Genomic DNA, 20325 nt, shown 5'->3' with positions numbered 1-20325 from the left:
GAGACTTCCCTGCCAAATAATTAAAAGAAGGAATTCTGCCATCCCTTTATCACAATATTCGATTGTACCCGTGCCAGCGGGAAATGGAGTGAAGTTAATACGGCATCTGAGCTAAACCTGTTTATCGTAACATATCAATTTATGACGATTTTGTGACGACGGCAGATATTCTAAATAATCAGCGTGGCGAAAACGGGGATCTTCTTCATCACCCTGGGTAATTGTGCGACAAATCCGATTGAGCGGAATTCATTCGGCAAGGATGATGACAGCTCAGTCTTATCCGCACAGATCGCTCAAAGCGACGTCTTTTTCGGCAGTTAGCACCGCTTTTCGGGCCAGCTCACAGATTAGGTCCGGTGTCAGCGTTGTCATTGCGTTATCATCTTCTTTCTAAGAATTTGGGGATCGGTTTTTTAGATGTCGTATTGGATGAAATCGCTGCTTTTATTGCTTTTTCTTTTTGCTGCGGGAGTGCAGGCGGATCCACTGCAAAAGTCATTTTCTGACTGGCAGCTGACCTGCAACAATGCGGCTTTTTGTGTAGCTCGCAGTTTTCCGGGTGATAATGGATTGGTCATGACGATATCGCGGCATGCTGGCGTGGACGATCGCCCGTTGTTGCGTATTGACTATGGCAGCGCTTACAGCGGCGAATTACCGGGCGCGGCGTTGCAGGACAATTTGTTGCTGGATCAGCAGCGGATGAAACCCGATCTCAAACACTGGAGCGTAGAACCCCACCATCTTTCCACCAGCAACGCCATCGCCATTGACGAGTTTCTGGCGCAAACGCTGGATGCCGATACTCTCCAGCTCACCTGGCAAGCCAAAGCATCCATCTCGCTGCACGGCATGAAAGCCGCGCTACTGCTGATGGATGATGTGCAGGGCAGGGTGAATGGTTTAAGTGCCTGGGTTAAGCGCGGTGATCGCGTCGTATGGGATGTGCCGCCGCAGCCGCCGTTACCCCGTTTACCCGCCCCTTACCCCAGCCTGTGGCATTGACCCGCGAGGAAACCAGTGGGTTGATTGATTACGGTACCTGGCGTATCAACACCGACAGCTGTTCACTTGATCCAATGCGACGAGAAGTGAGCGTCGCGCCGTTGACGGATAGCAAAGCGCTGCTGCTGATCAGCTGCGAAACCGGCGCGTACAATGTTATCGACCTGGCGTTTGAAGTGACGCGCAGCCAGCCGTATGTGGCGCGCGGCCTGACGTTAACCCTGCCGTTTACTCCACCATCGCGTAGCGATAATCAGCTGGATTTGGTCAATGCCGAGTACGATGCCAGCAGCGGCTTCCTGTACACCTTCAGTAAAGGTCGTGGTCTGGGGGATTGCGGAACGGCGACACGCTGGCAGTTTGATGGCAGCGAATTTATGCTGGCGGAGTATGCGGAAGAAAAAACCTGCGATGCCTGGCACAGCAGTGACGACTGGCCAACCCTGTGGGTCAGCCAGCCGCAAAATGGCCCACAATCGCGTTAACGAATCGCCTGCACCATCATCGGTGAACCGCTCTGGTTACCCACCAGTTCGGCCAGCATATCGTTGACGCCATCGCTCATCGGCGTGAAGCGCGTCAGCGGCGAACGCGTCACCACCACGAACACCCCAATGTTATGTTGCGGCACCATCGCCATATAGGTGATGAAACCGCCGCCGCCGCCGGTTTTCTGAATGATGCCTGGATGGCCGTTTTTCGGTCCCATATACACCCAACCCATGCCCAGCGCATCGGCCCGGCCGGGTACATCCATCCCTTCCACTTTATTCAGTTGGTCACGGCGATAAATCAGCGTTTGCAGCCGGTCGATCTGCGCGGTGCGCTTATTCACGGCGGAGTTGAGGAACTGCTGCATCCAGCGTCCCATATCATCGGGGGTCGAATACACGCCACCGCTACCCGTCGCCGCCAGGGTGTTATTACACGGGCTGGTGCCTTTTTCGGCAATCATCAGACGTTGGCACTGATCCGGCGATGGGGTAAAGGTGGTGTCCTTCATCCCCAGCGGACGCGTGATCAACTGCTGGAACAACGCCGGGTAGGGTTTACCCGCCGCCTGCGCCAGGGCATCGCTCAGAAGGTCATAGCCGAGGTTCGAATAAGACGCATCCACTCCGGGGGCCACTTTGAGCGAGGCGCGTGATAACCACTGCCAGCGGTCGCTACGCGTCGGCCAGTTGAACACCGGACGATGTGGTTTGCCGCCCGGTTGTTCGCGTGGCAGGCCGCTGGTATGGGTGGACAGGTTAATCAGGCGAATTGGTTGGCCGTTGTAGCTCGGTACACGCATTCCTGCGGGAGCGTATTTGCTTAACGGATCGTCGAGGCGAATCTGGCCGCGTTCAGCCATTTTCACCATCACTTCGCTGGTCATCAGCTTACTCAGCGAGGCAATACGGATCAGCGAATCCTGCTGTGGCCGCACGTTGCTGCCCGGGCGGGTTTCACCAAAGCTGGCGAAAACCCGTTGATTGCCATCAATGGCCACCAGCGCCATCCCCACGGCACCACTGCCGTAAAAGATGTGTTCGGCATAACGATCAACGATTTGCGAAGCCAGCAGCGGATCCGGGGCGACCTGCGCCATGCTTTTTAAAGGAAGCAGTGAAACCATTAATGTCAAAAACCAGGGTGTATGTTTTTTCAACGGTAAGACGTCCGGCAGAAGAAGCGGAGAAAAGTCTTATAGTAATCAGTTTGGACGAGGCGGGAAGGGGGCAGAGCAGGTTTTTTTCTGTATCAGGCTGTGATCAAAAATGGCCCTGACGCCGTGAGACGCAGGGCCGGATCGATTAGTGTGGCTTGAGTAAGGCTTCGGTATGGCTGACGATATTTTCCACCGTGAAGCCAAATTCCGGGAACAGTTTTCCGGCAGGCGCAGACTCACCAAAGGTCGTCATACCAACGATTGCCCCATCCAGACCGACATATTTGAACCAGTAATCGGCAATCCCTGCCTCGACGGCGACGCGCGCTTTCACGCCAGAGGGGAGCACCGATTCTCGGTACGCCGCATCCTGTTTATCAAACACGTCGGTGGAGGGCAGGGAAACCACGCGGATTTTATGCCCGTTGGCGGTGAGTTTGTCCGCTGCTCCCAGGGCAATCTCGATTTCCGAACCAGTGGCGATAATGATCGCTTCCGGCGTGCCAGCGCAATCCTGCAACACATAACCGCCACGGGCGATATTGGCGACCTGTTGTTGGCTGCGTTCCGGTTGCAGCAGATTCTGACGCGACAGGATCAACGCGGTCGGGCCGTGATGACGCTCCACCGCGGCTTTCCACGCCACCGTGGTTTCCACCTGGTCACACGGACGCCATACGCTCATATTGGGCGTCAGGCGCAGGCTGGCGAGCTGTTCTACTGGCTGGTGTGTTGGGCCATCTTCCCCCAGACCAATCGAATCATGGGTATAGACCAGTACCTGGCGTGCCTTCATCAGCGCCGCCATACGCGCGGCGTTGCGGGCGTATTCGACAAACATCAGGAAGGTGGCGGTGTAGGGCAGAAAACCACCGTGATGGGCGATGCCGTTACCAATCGCCGTCATCCCGAACTCACGCACCCCGTAATGAATGTAGTTCCCGGCAATGTCTTCCTTGATCGATTTCGAACCGGACCAGATTGTCAGGTTGCTCGGCGCAAGGTCAGCGGAGCCACCGAGGAACTCTGGCAGCAGTTTGCCAAACACTTCGAGGGTATTTTGCGAGGCCTTACGGCTGGCGATTTTCTGCGGATTGGCCTGCAACTGTTCAACAAATGCCTGCACATCGTTTTCCCAGTTGTCGGGCATTGCACCGCTCATGCGGCGTTTAAATTCTTTTGCCAGCTCAGGATGGGCAGCCTGATAAGCCGCCATTTTGTCATCCCAGGCTTTCTCGCGAGCGGCACCGGCTTCTTTGGCATCCCACTGCTGATAGATTTCTTTCGGGATTTCAAACGGCGGGTAATTCCAGCCGAGTTGTTTACGCGCCAGCGCCACTTCTGCTTCACCGAGCGCAGCACCGTGCGACTCTTCTTTGCCGGCTTTATTTGGCGAGCCAAAACCGATGATGGTGCGACAGATGATCAGAGAGGGTTTGTCGGTGACGCTCTGCGCCTCTTTGATGGCACTGGCGACGGCGGCCGGATCGTGTCCGTCAATATCGCCAATCACATGCCAGTTATAGGCTTCAAAGCGTTTGTGGGTATCGTCGGTGAACCAGCCTTCGGTTTCACCATCAATCGAAATGCCGTTGTGATCGTAGAAGCCGATCAGTTTGCCAAGCCCAAGGGTGCCCGCCAGCGAGCTGACTTCATGCGAAATCCCTTCCATCAGACAACCGTCACCCATAAATACGTAGGTGTAATGGTCAACGATGTCGTGTCCCGGCTGATTAAACTGCGCAGCCAGCGTACGTTCGGAAATCGCCATCCCCACCGCATTCGCCAGCCCCTGACCGAGCGGCCCGGTGGTGGTTTCGACGCCAGGGGTGTACCCCAGCTCCGGGTGCCCCGGCGTTTTCGAATGCAGCTGGCGGAAGTTTTTCAACTCTTCCATCGGCAGATCATAACCGGTAAGGTGCAGCAGGCTGTAGAGCAGCATCGAAGCATGACCATTGGAGAGGATAAAGCGGTCACGGTCCGCCCAGGCGGGATTGGTCGGGTTATGTTTCAGGAAATCGCGCCACAGGACTTCGGCGATATCCGCCATGCCCATCGGGGCACCGGGATGGCCTGAATTTGCTTTTTGTACTGCATCCATGCTCAGAGCACGAATCGCGTTAGCCAACTCTCTGCGTGAAGACATAGGGTTCTCCCTTGTGATTTGGCAATAATAAGGACGGGCAGACGCCCGTCCGGCATGAGATGAGGATGAGGTCTAGAGGCGCGCGGCCAGCACGTCCTCCAGTTTTTGCTGGTCTACAGCAAACTGACGGATACCATCAGACAGTTTTTCTACTGCCATCGGATCCTGATTATGTTCCCAGCGGAACTCCGCTTCAGACAGCGGGGCAGGCTGATGGAAGCCTTCGGTTGATGGCTCCAGTTTACGCTCCAGCGGTGCATCGCTGTTTGCCAGCTCCTCCAGCAGGTTCGGGGAGATGGTCAGACGGTCACAGCCCGCCAGTGCCAGGATTTGCTCCACTTTACGGAAGCTGGCACCCATGATGACGGTGTTGTAGCGATGCTTTTTGTAGTAATCGTAGATACGGCGTACCGATTTCACCCCCGGATCCTCATCGACCACATATGGATCGAGCGGTTTACGGCTGTTGTACCAGTCATAAATACGACCGACGAACGGCGAAATCAGGAACACTCCGGCTTCGGCACAGGCACGGGCCTGGGCGAAAGAGAACAGCAGCGTCAGGTTACAATTGATGCCGTTCTTTTGCAGTTCTTCAGCGGCGCGGATCCCTTCCCAGGTCGAGGCCAGTTTGATCAGAATGCGTGAGCGATCGATACCGTTCTCTTCATACAGGCGAATCAGTTTTTCCGCTTTGGTCACACACATGCCACGATCGAAGGAGAGGCGAGCATCCACTTCGGTCGAGACACGGCCTGGTACGCTTTTCAGAATTTCCATACCAAGGTTGATTGCCACTTTATCGCTGGCGTTGATGATTTGGGTTTCTTTGCTGCCGCCCTGTTTTTTCGCGTAGTCGATGGCATCATCAATCAGGTGCTTGTAGGCGTCGAGTCCGGCGGCTTTGAGGATTAACGAGGGATTGGTGGTGGCATCTTCCGGGTGGTAGTGACGAATGGATTCAATATCGCCACTGTCCGCCACCACGGTGGTGAACTGTTTTAATGCATCTAGCTGGTTCATCGCTTAACTCCTTGATTAGCAATCATTAGGTCAAATAAAAAACCTCAGGCAGCCATGGCTTTGTTGCGCCATTTCCAGGTGGGTACCGGTCCAACACATTGCTACAGACGCCAGGTGAAGAAAATGCGTTTTCTCTGATTGTGACGCCGGGATGCCCACTGCGCGCGGTTGTGATTGAGGGCCTGCCTGAAAGGTGTCAGCTGCGCGTTTTACCACTCTTAAGCATAGCAGCCTGTGGCAGACCCGTTGATCCCGCTGTGGCAATCTGTGCCCTTGCCAGCCGTGCATTCTTTGAGCGCCTTCACCCTCTTTTGTGCCGTTGATTTCTATACTGAACGCTTATCTCTCCGCGCAACAGGATGCCCAATGGACGAACAACTGAAGCAAAGCGCTCTCGATTTTCACCAGTATCCCACTCCCGGAAAAATTCAGGTGTCACCCACCAAACCGCTGGCGACGCAACGCGATCTGGCACTGGCCTATTCCCCCGGCGTGGCCGCACCCTGTCTGGAAATTGCCGCAGACCCACTGGCGGCACACAAATACACCGCGCGTGGCAACCTGGTGGCGGTGATCTCCAACGGCACCGCGGTGCTGGGGCTGGGTAATATCGGCGCGCTGGCCGGTAAGCCGGTGATGGAGGGTAAAGGGGTGCTGTTTAAGAAATTCGCCGGTATTGATGTGTTTGATATCGAAATCGACGAACGGGACCCGGACAAGTTGATTGAGGTGATTGCCGCACTGGAGCCGACTTTTGGCGGCATCAACCTGGAAGATATCAAAGCGCCGGAATGTTTCTATATCGAGCAGAAACTGCGCGAACGGATGAAGATCCCGGTGTTCCATGACGATCAGCACGGCACCGCGATTATCTGTACCGCAGCGGTACTCAATGGTTTGCAAATCGTCAAAAAAGCCATCTCCGATGTGCGACTGGTGGTGTCAGGGGCGGGGGCTTCGGCGATTGCCTGTCTGAATCTGCTGGTGGCGCTGGGGATGCAACGTCATAACATCATCGCGTGCGACTCGAAGGGGGTGATCTGGCGCGGACGTGACAGCGAGATGGCGGAAACCAAAGCAGCCTATGCCGTTGAAGATAACGGCAAGCGCACGCTGGAGGAGGTGATTGCCGGTGCGGACATTTTCCTCGGCTGCTCTGGGCCGCAAGTGCTGACGCCGCAGATGGTGCAGCAGATGGCGAAAGATCCGCTGATTCTGGCGCTGGCCAACCCGGAACCGGAAATCATGCCACCGCTGGCGAAGGCGGTACGGCCAGACGCGATTATCTGTACCGGGCGTTCTGATTTCCCCAATCAGGTGAATAATGTGCTGTGCTTTCCTTTTATCTTCCGTGGTGCACTGGATGTCGGTGCCACCGCCATCAATGAGGAGATGAAACTGGCAGCGGTGCACGCCATTGCGGCGCTGGCGCAGGCGGAACAGAGCGATGTGGTGGCTTCGGCCTATGACGATCAGGATCTGAGTTTTGGCCCGGAATATCTGATCCCCAAACCCTTTGATCCGCGCCTGATTGTGCAAATCGCGCCAGCCGTCGCCAAAGCGGCGATGGACTCCGGCGTGGCGACGCGCCCGATTGCGGACTTTGACGCCTACCGCGAGAAACTCACCGAGTTTGTCTACAAAACTAACCTGTTTATGAAGCCTATTTTCTCGCAGGCGCGTAAAGATCCGAAGCGTGTGGTGATGGCAGAGGGGGAGGAGGTGCGGGTGCTGCATGCCACCCAGGAGCTGGTGTCGCTCGGGCTGGCGAAACCGATCCTGATTGGACGCCCGAATGTCATCGCCATGCGTTTACAAAAGCAGGGGCTGAAGATCGAGGCGGGCAAAGATTTTGAGGTGGTGAATAACGAATCCGATCCGCGTTTTAAAGCGTACTGGAGTGAATATTATCAGATCATGAAACGGCGTGGCGTGACGCCAGAGATGGCGCAGCGCGCGGTGATCGGCAATCCAACGCTGATTGGTGCCATCATGGTCCATCGTGGTGAAGCCGATGCGATGATTTGCGGCACGGTGGGCGATTATCATGAACATTATGAGGTGATCGAGAAGGTGTTTGGCTTCCGTCCCGATGTGCGGGTGGCCGGGGCGATGAATGCGCTGTTGCTGCCGAGCGGCAACACCTTTATTACCGATACCTACGTCAATGAAGACCCGACACCGGAACAGCTGGCGGATATCACCCTGATGGCGGCGGAAACGGTGCGGCGTTTTGGTATCGAACCGCGCGTGGCGTTGCTGTCGCACTCCAGCTTTGGCACCTCCAATGCGCCGGGGGCGCGCAAGATGCGTGACGCGCTGGCGCTGATTCAGCAACGCGCACCGGATCTGGAGATTGACGGCGAGATGCACGGCGATGCGGCACTGGTGGAAAACATCCGCCGCGAGTTGATGCCGGACAGCCCACTCAAAGGCACGGCTAATCTGTTGATTATGCCCAATGTCGAAGCGGCGCGTATCAGCTACAACCTGCTGCGCGTTTCCTGTTCGGAAGGGGTAACAGTCGGGCCGGTGCTGATGGGTATCAGCAAACCGGTGCATGTACTGACGCGCATCGCGTCAGTGCGACGCATCGTCAATATGGTGGCGCTGGCGGTGGTGGAGGCGCAGACCGAGCCGTTGTAGCAGCGCGGGGTTTACTGGCACCGTGCACAAAATTGCGCGATAAATCGCGCCGCTACAAACATTGTGCGATCCGTAGCGGCGTGATTTATCACGCGGGTTTTTATGGTTTCTTCAGCCAATCCTTCACCGGCAGAAAATCGCGGTACAACGCAGCTTCCGGTGAATCTGCTTCCGGCTGGTAATCATATTCCCAGCGCACCAGCGGTGGCATCGACATCAGGATCGATTCGGTGCGTCCGCCGGTTTGCAGGCCAAACAGCGTGCCGCGATCCCACACCAGATTAAACTCCACATAACGCCCACGACGATACAGCTGGAACTGGCGCTCGCGCTCGCCCCACGGCAGCGCTTTGCGCTTGGCCACTATCGGACGATAGGCTTGCAGGAAGCCATTGCCCACCGCCTGGGTAAAGGCAAAGCAATGGTCAAAATCAGGGGTGTTGAGATCGTCAAAGAACAGGCCGCCAATGCCGCGCTGCTCGTCACGATGCTTCAGCCAGAAGTAGTCGTCGCACCACTTTTTATAACGCGGGTAGACATCCGCACCGAACGGCTGGCACAGATCAAACGCGGTTTGATGCCAGTGCAACGCATCTTCTTCGAAGCCGTAGAAAGGGGTGAGATCGAAACCGCCACCGAACCACCACACCGGATCGGCACCCGGTTTTTCGGCGATAAAAAAACGCACATTGGCGTGGCTGGTCGGGACATACGGGTTTTCCGGGTGGATCACCAGCGAGACGCCCATCGCCTCAAAACTGCGGCCTGCCAGCTCCGGACGGTGCGCGGTGGCTGAAGCAGGCATTTGATCGCCATGGACGTGGGAGAAGTTAACGCCAGCCTGCTCAAACACCGCGCCGTTGCGTAATACGCGGCTGCGTCCGCCGCCGCCGCCGGGGCGCTGCCAGCTGTCTTCGGCAAAATCGGCGGCACCATCTTCCGCCGCCAGCTGGGCGCAGATGTTATCCTGGAGCGCCAGCAGAAAGGCTTTGACGCGGGAAATATCGGGATTGCTCATGAGTCACTCGTTCCGGAAATTTGCCGCGATTATACCTAAGCCTGACGCCGATCGTACTCATCAAAATAATTGACGATGCCATCCGCGATGGCGCTGGCAATTTTGTGGCGAAACGCCGTGGTGCCGAGCAGTTGCTCCTCATGCGGGTTGGTAATAAACGAGGTTTCCACCAGCACCGACGGAATCGAAGGCGATTTCAGCACAGCAAATGCCGCCTGCTCAGTATGCTGGCTGTGCAAATGATGCACCGGGCGGATCTGATCCAGCACATGCTTGCCGAGCGTGAGGCTGTTGCGGATGGTGTCGGTCTGCACCAGATCGAACAGGATTTGGTTCAGATACTGATCTTTCTGCGCCACTTCTACCCCGGCCACTTTGTCAGCATCGTTCTCTTTCTGCGACATATAGCGCGCCATGGCGCTGCTGGCTCCGCGATTCGACAGGGCAAACACCGAAGCGCCATTGGCGTCCGGGCTGGTGTAACCATCGGCGTGAATCGACATAAACAGATTGGCACCGTGCTGATGAGCAATCTCCACCCGCTGATACAGGGGGATAAAGTAGTCAGTGTCACGCGTCAGACGCACTTCTACTTTGGGATGATCCTGCAACAGCTGGCGCACGTTATTGGCGATATCCAGCACGATGTGTTTTTCTTCGGAACCTTGTTCGCCAACCGCACCGGAATCAATCCCACCGTGGCCTGGGTCGATCATCACAATACGTTTGCCGTTTTTAGCTGGCGGCGTGGGTTTGCTATGGCGCGGCAGCAGGTGCAAATCGGCACTCTCTTCTTTGGCCTGCACCAGACGCGGCGATAGCACCGCCAGCGCCAGCCCGGACAGCAGCAGCTGACGGCGATTAGTTAAGCGTTTGAGCAGTGAAATCTTTTTCATCAATGAATCCCTGACAGGTAAACCTGAAAAGTGTTATATCGTAACATCCTGACGGGTGCGACCTCGCAACTATTTCAGGGCTTTACTTTGTATTTCAGGTCGCGAACAGGAATTTCGTCGCTTTTTTCCGCCGCTGAACGGTGCGAGGGTTGCGCCCGCTAAAGAATACGTGATAATCAGCGAATTGTGCCTAACTGCAGGGTAACGCCGATGGAAATCCGCTCATTCCGCCAGGAAGATTTTGAAGAAGTGATCACGCTCTGGGAGCGTTGCGATCTGTTACGCCCGTGGAATGACCCTGAGCTGGACATTGAACGCAAAATGAACCATGACCCGGAGCTGTTTCTGGTGGCCGAAGTCGGTGGCGAGGTGGTGGGTACGCTGATGGGCGGCTACGATGGTCATCGTGGTGCGGCTTATTATCTGGCGGTGCATCCTGATTATCAGGGGCGTGGTTTTGCCAACGCGCTGATGAATCGTCTGGAAAAGAAACTGATAGCGCGCGGCTGCCCGAAAATCCATCTGATGGTGCGTGAAGAGAACGACCAGGTGGTGGCCTTCTATGAAAAACTCGATTACGAGCCAGTGGACTCACTGCTGCTGGGCAAGCGCCTGATTGAAGACCGTGAGTATTAAATGGTTGTGCTGAAATACCCGCCAGAAGAATACGATGCAAAAGGGCAGCTGCGGCTGCCGTTTCTTTTCTGGCTGATCCTGCTGCTCCAGGCGCGCACCTGGCTGATTCTGGTGATGGCCGGAGCTTCCCGACAGCAGGGGAATGATCTGCTGGCGCTGTTCTATCCCGATCGACAAAGTTTCTGGCTGGGCCTGGCGCTCGGCATTCCGGCAGCCATCGGCCTGTTGCTCACCGGCTATCGTCAGCGCTGGCCGCGCCTGTGGCAAAGCTGGCGCGTGGTACTGAGCCTGTCCTTGCTGATTAACCTGCTGTGGCAGGGGGATAACCTGTTGCAGGGCGCGATGCCCGATTCGCCATTCCCGCTGCTGCTGACGCTGTTCGACCTGCTGGCGCTGTACTGGCTGCAAACCCATCGACGCCTGTGTGACTGCTTTTTGCCCGAACATCAGCATCACGAATAAACTTTTTGTCGCTTTGCGACTCCAACAGGCACGCCAAACCGGCAAACAAGATCAAGGAGTTTTCATGAAAGTTGTTCGTCCCGCGCTGCTGGCGACGGCTCTGGTGCTGGCAGGTTGTGCCAGTTCTGCGTCTTCGGGTTCGGCTGATGAAAGCCACTGGTATAACCCCCTGAGTTACCATTGGTCGGCGCTTAATCCGCTTAGCTGGTTCGGTGGTTCGCTGACGGTAAGCGAGCAGGGTGTCGCCGGGCTATCCAGCAGCACCGCCATGACGCAAACCGCCATCGATAAAGCGCTGAACGGCGATTACAAGCTGCGCCAGGGCATGCGTACCCAGAATGGCCAGGTGGTGGAGTTCTGGCAGGCATTGGATGGTGACAAGGTCAAACTGGTAATCAACGGGCAAAGCAGCGTTGAACGTATCGAGGTACTGGACCCGAGCGCGAAAAGTGCCGACGGCAGCAAAATCGGTGACCCGTTCAGTGCCAAATTCACTAAGGCATTTGATAACTGCAAAATGGTGCCGGGTTTCGACAGCCGTGATGTGGAGTGCCGTGCGCCGAATAGCCAGCATATCGCTTATGTCTACAGCGGCGAATGGCACGGCCCAGAAGGGTTGATGCCGTCGGATGATACGCTGAAGAACTGGAAAATCAGCAAGATCGTCTGGCAACGCTAATCCCTCAAAAAAGTGCGGTGATACGGGCTATCGCCGCCACTTTCCGGTATGATACGGACGAAAAAAACGCCGTTTAACCCCCATTGCCGGAGAGCATGTCGATGTCTCAATTTCAGAGCGGGATTCTGCTGGAACACCGCCGTTTCGCCATTTGGCTGGAAGCCCGCGTCACGGGCGATCTCGATGCGCTGCGCCTGGGCAGCAAAACCTTCCTGCAACACCTCGATGCACTGCAACAAAAATTCGCTGATGCCGGTCTGGGCGCGGTGATCGCTTTCGGTGACACATTATGGCGCGATTTGCAGGGCGCAGATTCTGCACCAGAACTGAAAGCCTTTAGCACGCTGGGCAAAGGCATTGCGCCAGCTACGCAGCGTGATTTGTTGATCCATATCCAGTCGCTGCGCCATGACGTGAACTTCTCCCTGGCGCAGGCCGCGCTGGTGGCGTTTGCTGCTGCTGTCGACATCGAAGAAGAAACCCACGGTTTTCGCTGGGTAGAAGAACGCGATCTCTCCGGTTTCGTCGATGGCACCGAGAATCCGCAAGGCGAACAGCGTGAGCAGGTAGCGATTATCGCCGCTGGCCCGGATGCAGGTGGCAGCTATGTCTTCACCCAGCGCTGGGAGCATAACCTTAAGCTGTGGAACCGCATGGCGGTAGACAAGCAGGAGGCGGTAATGGGTCGCACTAAGGTGGAGAATGAAGAGATTCCCGGCGATGAGCGCCCGGCTACCTCGCATCTCAGCCGCGTCGATTTGAAAGAAGAGGGCAAAGGACTGAAGATTTTGCGCCAGAGCCTGCCCTACGGCACCGCCAGCGGCACCCATGGCCTGTTCTTTATCGCCTACTGCAATCGCCTGCATAATATTGAACAGCAGCTGTTGAGCATGTTTGGCGAGCGTGATGGCAAGATGGACGCCATGCTGCGGTTTACCAAACCGGTCACCGGCAGCTACTTTTTTGCTCCGTCGCTTGACGTGTTGCAGGCGCTGTAATGCCCTCCCGGACGGCTGCGATGCCGTCCGTTCGTTATCCCGCCAGCTGCATAAACTTCCCCGTCGTCTTATGCCTTTTTAGACTTTGAAATCAGCAAACGATATATAAAACCGTTACTGGTTTGCCCCGAGTTATAAATACACTGACAACATCTAATGGCATCAGCCGTAACTCCACATTTCCAGGTGCAGCATGACACTTCCCGTTTTTAAAAAGTTGGTTGGCGGTATCGCGCTTTCGCTGGCAATGGCGGGTGCTGTGCAGGCGACAGAGCTGCTCAACAGCTCCTATGACGTCTCGCGCGAGCTGTTTGTCGCCCTTAATGCACCTTTTGAGCAGCAGTGGGATGCCAGCCATCCGGGTGACAAGCTGACGATTAAACAATCGCATGCCGGGTCATCAAAACAGGCGCTGGCGATCCTGCAGGGTTTGCGTGCCGATGTGGTGACCTATAACCAGGTGACGGATGTGCAGGTGCTGCACGATAAAGGCCAGCTGATCCCGGCCGACTGGCAAAGCCGCCTGCCGAATAACAGCTCGCCGTTCTACTCCACCATGGCGTTCCTGGTGCGTAAGGGTAACCCGAAGAATATTCATGACTGGGCCGATCTGGCACGGACTGATGTGAAACTGATTTTCCCGAATCCTAAAACCTCCGGTAATGGCCGCTACACCTATCTGGCCGCCTGGGGTGCTGCGGATCAGGCAGATGGCAAAGACAAAGCCAAAACCGAAGCCTTTATGACGCAATTCCTGAAAAACGTCGAAGTGTTTGATACCGGTGGCCGTGGTGCTACCACCACCTTCGCCGAGCGCGGCCTGGGTGACGTGCTGATTAGCTTCGAGTCCGAAGTGAATAACATCCGTAACCAGTACGCTAAAGATGGCTACGAAGTGATTGTGCCGAAGACCAACATCCTCGCCGAATTCCCGGTTGCCTGGGTGGATAAAAACGTCGAGCACAATGGCACGACGGACGCGGCGAAAGCTTACCTGAATTATCTCTACACACCGGAAGCACAGAAAATTATCACCAGCTTTTACTATCGTGTGAACAACCCTGAGCTGATGGCAGCCCAGCAGGATCGCTTCCCGCAGACCCGCCTGTTCAATGTCGATGAGGCATTTGGTGGCTGGGATAACGTGATGAAAACCCATTTTGCCAGTGGCGCTGAGCTGGACAAATTGCTGGCAGCGGGGCGCGGTTAATGTTTGCCTCAACGCAAAAACGGGTACTGCCCGGATTTGGTATCAGCCTTGGCACCAGCCTGCTGTTTACCTGTCTGATTCTGCTGCTGCCGATCAGCGCGTTGCTGATGCAGCTGTCGAAAATGACGCTGGCGCAGTATTGGGAAGTGATCACCAATCCACAGCTGGTAGCGGCGTATAAAGTGACGCTGCTGTCTGCCGGCGTGGCCTCGATCTTCAATGCGGTGTTTGGCATGTTGATGGCGTGGATTCTGACCCGCTATCGCTTCCCCGGCCGTACCCTGCTCGATGGTTTGATGGATTTACCCTTCGCCCTGCCCACGGCAGTGGCTGGCCTGACGCTGGCGGGTTTGTTCTCGGTTAATGGCTGGTATGGTCAGTGGCTGGCCCAGTTCGATATCAAAGTTTCTTACACCTGGCTCGGCATCGCGGTGGCGATGGCCTTCACCAGCATTCCGTTTGTAGTGCGTACCGTGCAACCGGTGCTGGAAGAGTTAGGACCGGAATACGAAGAAGCCGCCGAAACCCTCGGTGCGACGCCGTGGCAGAGCTTCCGCCGCGTGGTGTTGCCGGAAGTGGCTCCGGCGTTGCTGGCCGGGACCGCGCTGTCATTTACCCGCAGCCTCGGTGAATTTGGTGCGGTGATCTTTATCGCCGGTAACATCGCGTGGAAAACCGAAGTGACTTCGCTGATGATTTTTGTGCGTTTGCAGGAGTTTGATTATCCGGCCGCCAGCGCCATCGCCTCGGTGATTCTTGCCGCCTCGTTGCTGCTGCTGTTCGCCATCAACACCCTGCAAAGCCGCTTTGGCCGTCGTTTAGGAGGTCACTGATGGCAGAGATTTCGCAAATCAATCGGGTTGATCGTTCACCGATTAACTGGGGCAAATGGCTGCTGATTGGCATTGGCGCACTGGTTTCCATCATGTTGCTGGTGGTGCCGATGGTCTCCATCTTCTGGGAAGCGCTCAATCAGGGGCTGGGTGCCGCCATCGGTAACCTGAAAGACGGCGATATGCTGCATGCCATCTGGCTGACGGTGATGGTGGCGTTGATCACCGTGCCGGTTAACCTGGTGTTCGGTACGTTGCTGGCGTGGCTGGTGACGCGTTTTAACTTCCCAGGCCGCCAGCTGTTGCTGACGCTGTTCGATATTCCTTTTGCCGTCTCCCCGGTGGTCGCTGGCCTGATGTACCTGCTGTTCTGGGGTATCAATGGTCCGGCGGGTGGCTGGCTGGATGCGCACAATATCCAGATTATGTTTGCCTGGCCGGGCATGGTGCTGGCGACCATTTTCGTGACCTGTCCGTTTGTGGTGCGGGAACTGGTGCCGGTAATGCTCAGCCAGGGCAGTAACGAAGATGAAGCCGCGGTGCTGCTTGGCGCATCCGGCTGGCAGATGTTCCGCCGCGTCACGCTGCCGAATATCCGCTGGGCGTTGTTGTACGGCGTGGTGCTGACCAATGCCCGTACCATCGGCGAATTTGGTGCGGTCTCGGTGGTATCGGGATCGATTCGCGGCGAAACCTATACCTTGCCGCTTCAGGTTGAATTACTCCATCAGGACTACAACACCGTTGGCGCATTTACCGCCGCCGCGCTGCTGACCCTGATGGCGATAGTGACACTGTTTCTGAAAAGCGTGGTGCAGTGGCGTTTAGAGCATCAGCGGAAACGCCAACAGGAGGAAAATCATGAGCATTGAGATTAAACAAATTAACAAATCGTTTGGCCGTACACCGGTGTTGAACGATATCTCTCTGGATATTCCTTCCGGCCAGATGGTGGCGCTGCTGGGTCCATCCGGTTCGGGTAAAACCACGCTGCTGCGTATCATCGCCGGTCTGGAGCATCAGAACAGCGGTCAAATCCAGTTCCACGGTAAAGACGTCAGCCGCCTGCATGCGCGCGATCGCCAGGTGGGGTTTGTCTTCCAGCATTACGCGCTGTTTCGCCATATGACGGTGTTTGACAACATCGCGTTTGGTCTGACGGTGCTGCCACGCCGCGAGCGTCCCTCCAGTGCCGAAATCAAACAGCGCGTAACCCGTCTGCTGGAGATGGTGCAGTTGAGTCATCTCGCTAACCGCTTCCCGGCACAGCTGTCGGGCGGCCAGAAACAGCGCGTCGCACTGGCGCGTGCGCTGGCTGTGGAGCCGCAAATTTTATTGCTGGATGAACCCTTCGGTGCGCTCGACGCTCAGGTGCGTAAAGAGCTGCGTCGCTGGCTGCGTCAGCTGCATGAAGAACTGAAATTCACCAGCGTGTTCGTCACCCACGATCAGGAAGAAGCGATGGAAGTCGCTAACAGCGTGGTGGTGATGAGCCAGGGCAATATTGAGCAGGTCGGCACACCGGATGAAGTGTGGCGCGATCCGGCTACCCGCTTCGTGCTTGAGTTCCTCGGCGAAGTTAACCGTTTTGATGGTGAAGTGCATGGCTCGCAATTCCATGTCGCTGCCCATCGCTGGCCGCTGGGCTATACCCCGGCGCACCAGGGCCCGGTAGAGTTGTTCCTGCGTCCGTGGGAGATTGACGTATCGCGCCAGAGCAGCCTGGAAACTCCGCTGCCAGTGCAGGTGCTGGAAGTCAGCCCACGCGGACATTTCTGGCAGTTGGTGGTACAACCGGCTGGCTGGCAGAGCGAACCCTTTACCCTGGTATTTGACGGTGAACTGAGCGCGCCGATTCGCGGTGAGCGTTTGTTTGTCGGTCTGCAACAAGCCCGGCTTTACCAGGGCACCACACCGTTACGCGCGGTTGCCTTTGCCGAGAGCGCCTGATATTTTTGACACTCCTTCGGGCGGGACTTTCCCGCCCGATTTCTTTGCCCCTCTTTTGCCGGGAATCTGACCGTGACCACACTGGAAAATACCATCGGTAATACGCCGTTGATTAAGTTGCAGCGCCTGACGCCTGATAACGGCAGCGAGATCTGGCTAAAACTGGAAGGTAATAATCCTGCGGGTTCGGTCAAGGATCGGGCAGCCTGGTCGATGATTCATCAGGCGGAACTGCGCGGTGAGATCAAACCGGGCGATACGCTGATTGAAGCCACCAGTGGTAACACCGGTATCGCGCTGGCGATGATTGCGGCAATGAAAGGCTATCGTCTGCGCCTGTTGATGCCGGATAACATGAGCCAGGAGCGTCAGGACGCGATGCGTGCCTACGGTGCGGAGCTGGTGCTGGTCACACGCGAACAGGGAATGGAAGGGGCGCGTGATTTGGCGCAGGAGATGGCCGCGCGCGGAGAGGGCAGGGTGCTGGATCAGTTCAATAACCCCGATAATCCCCTCGGCCACTATCTCACTACCGGCCCGGAAATCTGGCAGCAGAGCCAGCAACGCATGACCCATTTCGTCTCCAGTATGGGGACGACCGGCACCATCACTGGCGTGGGACGCTATCTGCGCGAGCATGCGCCAGCAGTGAAGATTATTGGTTTGCAACCGCAGGAAGGCAGCAGCATTCCCGGTATTCGTCGCTGGCCGAGTGCCTATTTGCCCGGTATTTTCCGCCCGGAACTGGTGGATGAAGTGATGGATATGACGCAACAGGAAGCGGAAGAGACCATGCGTGCGCTGGCGCGGCGTGAAGGTATTTTCTGTGGTGTCAGTTCTGGCGGTGCGGTAGCCGGGGCATTGCGCATTGCGGCAGCTCAGCCGGGCAGCGTGGTAGTCGCCATTATTTGCGATCGCGGCGACCGTTATCTCTCCACCGGTGTTTTCCACTAAACTATTCCCTTGCACAAATTCGTTGCGCGATAAATCGCGCCGCTACGTAAGGATCGAGTAAAACCGGCTGCGTTCGGGACGAACTCAGGACAAAATAGCGGCAATTTTGTACGAGAGATAAAGATGAAAATTCTGCTTGTTGATGACGATTTAGAGCTTGGTACTATGCTGAGCCAATACCTGATTGCGGAAGGCTTTGATGCACAACTGGTTTTAACCGGAAGTGCCGGAGTTGAAGGTGCGCTTTCAGGCAATTACACCGCCATGATTCTCGATATTATGCTGCCGGATATGAGTGGAATTGATGTGCTGCGCCAGGTGCGTCAGAACAGCCGTCTGCCGGTGATCATGCTGACGGCCAAAGGCGACAATATCGATCGCGTCATTGGTCTGGAGATGGGTGCGGACGATTATGTACCGAAACCCTGCTACCCGCGTGAACTGGTGGCGCGTCTGCGTGCGGTGCTGCGTCGCTTTGAAGATCAGACGCCGTTGCCCGATAAAAAAGAAGTGCTGCGCTGGGGCGATTTGAGCCTCAATCCCGCTACCCGTATCACCGAATGGCAGGGCAAAGCCTTTGACCTGACCGCTTCAGAATTCAATCTGCTCGACCTGCTGATGCGTGCTCCGGATCGTGTGGTATCGAAAGATGAGCTGTCCGAGAAAGGGCTGGGCCGTCCGCGTGAAGCTTACGACCGTAGCGTCGATGTGCATATCAGCAATATTCGTCAAAAGCTGGCGGCGTTAACCGCTGACAACGTCAACATTGAAACCGTGCGCAGTATTGGTTATCGCATTCGATGAAGCAGCACAGCTATCGTGGCCGGATGTTCTGGAAGATCCTGCTGGGCTTCTGGATCGTGTTTGTGATTATCAGTCAGTTGCTGTGGCTCGGTTTTTCCCTCTCTGGTAATCACCATGAGCCCCCTGAGATCGTGGCGATTCGGCGTATTGTTAATTTGCAGATGGCGTCGGCGGTGTCGGTGCTGGAACGCGGTGGGCCCAGTTCACTCGACGATATGATGGCTGACTGGGAACCGAATGATCGACAGTTCTTTTCGGTGATTCAGCACAACAAACCGGTCTCAACCCAGAACGCGCCACCGGAAGGGTTTAATGAACCCTTCCACGGTCCTTTCCCGGAGGTGATTGTGCGCTGGGTTAAAGGGGCTGACGGCAAAGAGTACGAGTTACGCTACGACGTGAAAGGCCTGCGTGAGGATAGTTCAATGGGCGTGGGCGGCCCGCGGCGTATTCTGAATATTCCTGAACCGATGTTTACCTTCGCTGGCGCGCTGGGGTTGCTGTTTAGCCTGCTGCTGGCGTGGAACCTGACGCGCCCGATGCGACAGCTGCGTGAAGGTTTTGCCCGTGTCAGCAGCGGTGATTTGAGCGTGCGTCTCTACCCGGTGATGCGTAAGCGCCATGATGAGTTGTCCAGCGTGGCGCAGGACTTTGACGCTATGGTGGAGCGGCTGGATACGCTGGTGAAAGCGCGTGAGGAGTTGCTGCATGACATCTCTCACGAATTGCGTTCGCCGCTGGCACGTCTGCAACTGGCAACCGGTCTCGCGCGCCAGACGCCGGAAAGCGTGGAAACTTCGCTGAACCGTATCGATGAGGAAGCGCGTCGCCTCGATAAGATGATTGGCGAGTTGCTGACGTTGTCGCGTGCCGAGCACGAAAGCATGCCGGGGGAGCAGTATTTTGACCTCACCGGCCTGCTGCATGCGGTAGTGACCGATGTCCGTTATGAGGCGCAGATTCCGGGCGTAAAAGTCGATTTTCAGGTTGATGAAAATGCCGACTATACCGTGCACGGCAATGCGGAGCTGATTCGCCGTGGGGTGGAGAATGTGCTGCGTAACGCGCTGCGTTTCTCCCATCGTGGCCAGCATATTCAGGTGCGTTTGCAGGCGGAGAACCAGTGGCTGGCGATTCGCGTACGCGATCAGGGGCCGGGTGTCGATGATGAGAAGCTTTCCAGTATTTTCGACCCCTTCGTGCGGGTGAATTCACCGCTGATGGGCAAAGGTTACGGCCTGGGGCTGTCCATCGTTCGTAAGGTGATCCTGGCGCATCACGGTGAAGTGCAGGCGGTTAATCGCCCGGAAGGGGGCCTGGAACTGACGCTGAAGTTGCCGCGCTGGAAGCAGAATTAAACACTGAAACAAAAACGGCACCCATTGGGTGCCGTTTTACTATCCAGACTGCG

The 20325-nt window shown here is 56.3% G+C and carries 17 protein-coding genes and 1 pseudogene; 13 read left to right on the top strand and 5 right to left on the bottom strand.

The genetic code is table 11. The features are described from left to right. Window positions 1–420 precede the first annotated feature (420 nt). Window positions 421–1493: pseudogene (locus tag HA50_RS14210) on the top strand (DUF1176 domain-containing protein). Here HA50_RS14210 and ampH read toward each other — a convergent pair. The 3 genes from ampH to tal all read right to left on the bottom strand — a co-directional run bounded on the left by ampH (window position 1490) and on the right by tal (window position 5828). Further along, entirely contained in the window at window positions 1490–2659 is a 1170-nt protein-coding gene (gene ampH, locus HA50_RS14205; RefSeq protein ID WP_084876241.1) for a D-alanyl-D-alanine-carboxypeptidase/endopeptidase AmpH, read from the bottom strand. The pseudogene HA50_RS14210 and the gene ampH overlap by 4 nt on opposite strands. Before the next feature lie 145 nt (window positions 2660–2804). Continuing rightward, window positions 2805–4805 carry a transketolase gene (gene tkt / locus HA50_RS14200; protein WP_084876240.1) on the bottom strand — a complete coding sequence of 667 codons (2001 nt, stop codon included), beginning with the start codon at window positions 4803–4805 and terminating at the stop codon, window positions 2805–2807. 72 nt (window positions 4806–4877) lie between these two features. Then, a complete protein-coding gene (gene tal, locus HA50_RS14195) occupies window positions 4878–5828 on the bottom strand; it encodes a transaldolase (RefSeq protein WP_084876239.1) in 951 nt (316 codons plus the stop codon). 366 nt (window positions 5829–6194) lie between these two features. On the opposite strand from tal, the gene maeB reads away from it, so the two are divergent. After that, window positions 6195–8474 (top strand): NADP-dependent oxaloacetate-decarboxylating malate dehydrogenase, encoded by a 2280-nt coding sequence (gene maeB / locus HA50_RS14190; RefSeq protein ID WP_084876238.1) that lies wholly within the window; start codon window positions 6195–6197, stop codon window positions 8472–8474. Window positions 8475–8574: 100 nt separating this feature from the next. On the opposite strand, the gene hemF is transcribed toward maeB, so the two are convergent. Together hemF and amiA are read right to left on the bottom strand one after the other, a co-directional pair. Further along, on the bottom strand, window positions 8575–9492 hold the full coding sequence (hemF, locus tag HA50_RS14185; RefSeq protein WP_084876237.1) for an oxygen-dependent coproporphyrinogen oxidase: 918 nt from the start codon (window positions 9490–9492) through the stop codon (window positions 8575–8577). Window positions 9493–9527: 35 nt separating this feature from the next. Continuing rightward, a complete protein-coding gene (gene amiA, locus HA50_RS14180; RefSeq protein WP_084876236.1) occupies window positions 9528–10388 on the bottom strand; it encodes an N-acetylmuramoyl-L-alanine amidase AmiA in 861 nt (286 codons plus the stop codon). Between the two features lie 210 nt (window positions 10389–10598). Between amiA and HA50_RS14175 the strand changes: the two genes are divergently transcribed. The 11 genes from HA50_RS14175 (at window position 10599) to HA50_RS14125 (ending at window position 20272) form a co-directional block, all read left to right on the top strand. Further along, a complete protein-coding gene (locus HA50_RS14175) occupies window positions 10599–11024 on the top strand; it encodes a GNAT family acetyltransferase (protein ID WP_084876235.1) in 426 nt (141 codons plus the stop codon). Beyond that, window positions 11025–11486: a DUF2919 domain-containing protein gene (locus HA50_RS14170; RefSeq protein WP_084876234.1), complete on the top strand. Its 462-nt coding sequence runs from the start codon at window positions 11025–11027 to the stop codon at window positions 11484–11486. A gap of 64 nt (window positions 11487–11550) precedes the next feature. Beyond that, a complete protein-coding gene (locus HA50_RS14165) occupies window positions 11551–12165 on the top strand; it encodes an RpoE-regulated lipoprotein (RefSeq protein ID WP_084876233.1) in 615 nt (204 codons plus the stop codon). 101 nt (window positions 12166–12266) lie between these two features. After that, entirely contained in the window at window positions 12267–13163 is an 897-nt protein-coding gene (locus HA50_RS14160) for a Dyp-type peroxidase (protein ID WP_084876232.1), read from the top strand. A gap of 193 nt (window positions 13164–13356) precedes the next feature. Continuing rightward, window positions 13357–14373 (top strand): sulfate ABC transporter substrate-binding protein, encoded by a 1017-nt coding sequence (locus tag HA50_RS14155; protein ID WP_084876231.1) that lies wholly within the window; start codon window positions 13357–13359, stop codon window positions 14371–14373. Next, window positions 14373–15206, top strand: coding sequence for a sulfate/thiosulfate ABC transporter permease CysT (gene cysT, locus HA50_RS14150; RefSeq protein ID WP_084876230.1), 834 nt, complete (start codon window positions 14373–14375; stop codon window positions 15204–15206). Before HA50_RS14155 ends, cysT begins: the two co-directional genes overlap by 1 nt. After that, entirely contained in the window at window positions 15206–16078 is an 873-nt protein-coding gene (gene cysW / locus HA50_RS14145) for a sulfate/thiosulfate ABC transporter permease CysW (protein WP_084876229.1), read from the top strand. The genes cysT and cysW overlap by 1 nt, the downstream gene beginning before the upstream one ends. Then, window positions 16068–17156, top strand: a complete 1089-nt coding sequence (cysA, locus tag HA50_RS14140) for a sulfate/thiosulfate ABC transporter ATP-binding protein CysA (RefSeq protein ID WP_084876228.1) — start codon at window positions 16068–16070, stop codon at window positions 17154–17156. Before cysW ends, cysA begins: the two co-directional genes overlap by 11 nt. 72 nt (window positions 17157–17228) lie before the next feature. After that, window positions 17229–18110: a cysteine synthase CysM gene (gene cysM, locus HA50_RS14135; RefSeq protein ID WP_084876227.1), complete on the top strand. Its 882-nt coding sequence runs from the start codon at window positions 17229–17231 to the stop codon at window positions 18108–18110. A gap of 123 nt (window positions 18111–18233) precedes the next feature. Next, window positions 18234–18914, top strand: a complete 681-nt coding sequence (locus HA50_RS14130; RefSeq protein ID WP_084876226.1) for a response regulator transcription factor — start codon at window positions 18234–18236, stop codon at window positions 18912–18914. Continuing rightward, a complete protein-coding gene (locus tag HA50_RS14125) occupies window positions 18911–20272 on the top strand; it encodes an ATP-binding protein (protein ID WP_084876225.1) in 1362 nt (453 codons plus the stop codon). The genes HA50_RS14130 and HA50_RS14125 overlap by 4 nt, the downstream gene beginning before the upstream one ends. Window positions 20273–20325 lie beyond the last annotated feature (53 nt).

Source organism: Pantoea cypripedii (genome assembly GCF_002095535.1).
GTDB classification, from domain to species: Bacteria; Pseudomonadota; Gammaproteobacteria; order Enterobacterales; family Enterobacteriaceae; genus Pantoea; species Pantoea cypripedii.
Note: the sequence above shows the minus strand (reverse complement) of the source record. Positions and strands in the feature narration are given on the sequence as shown.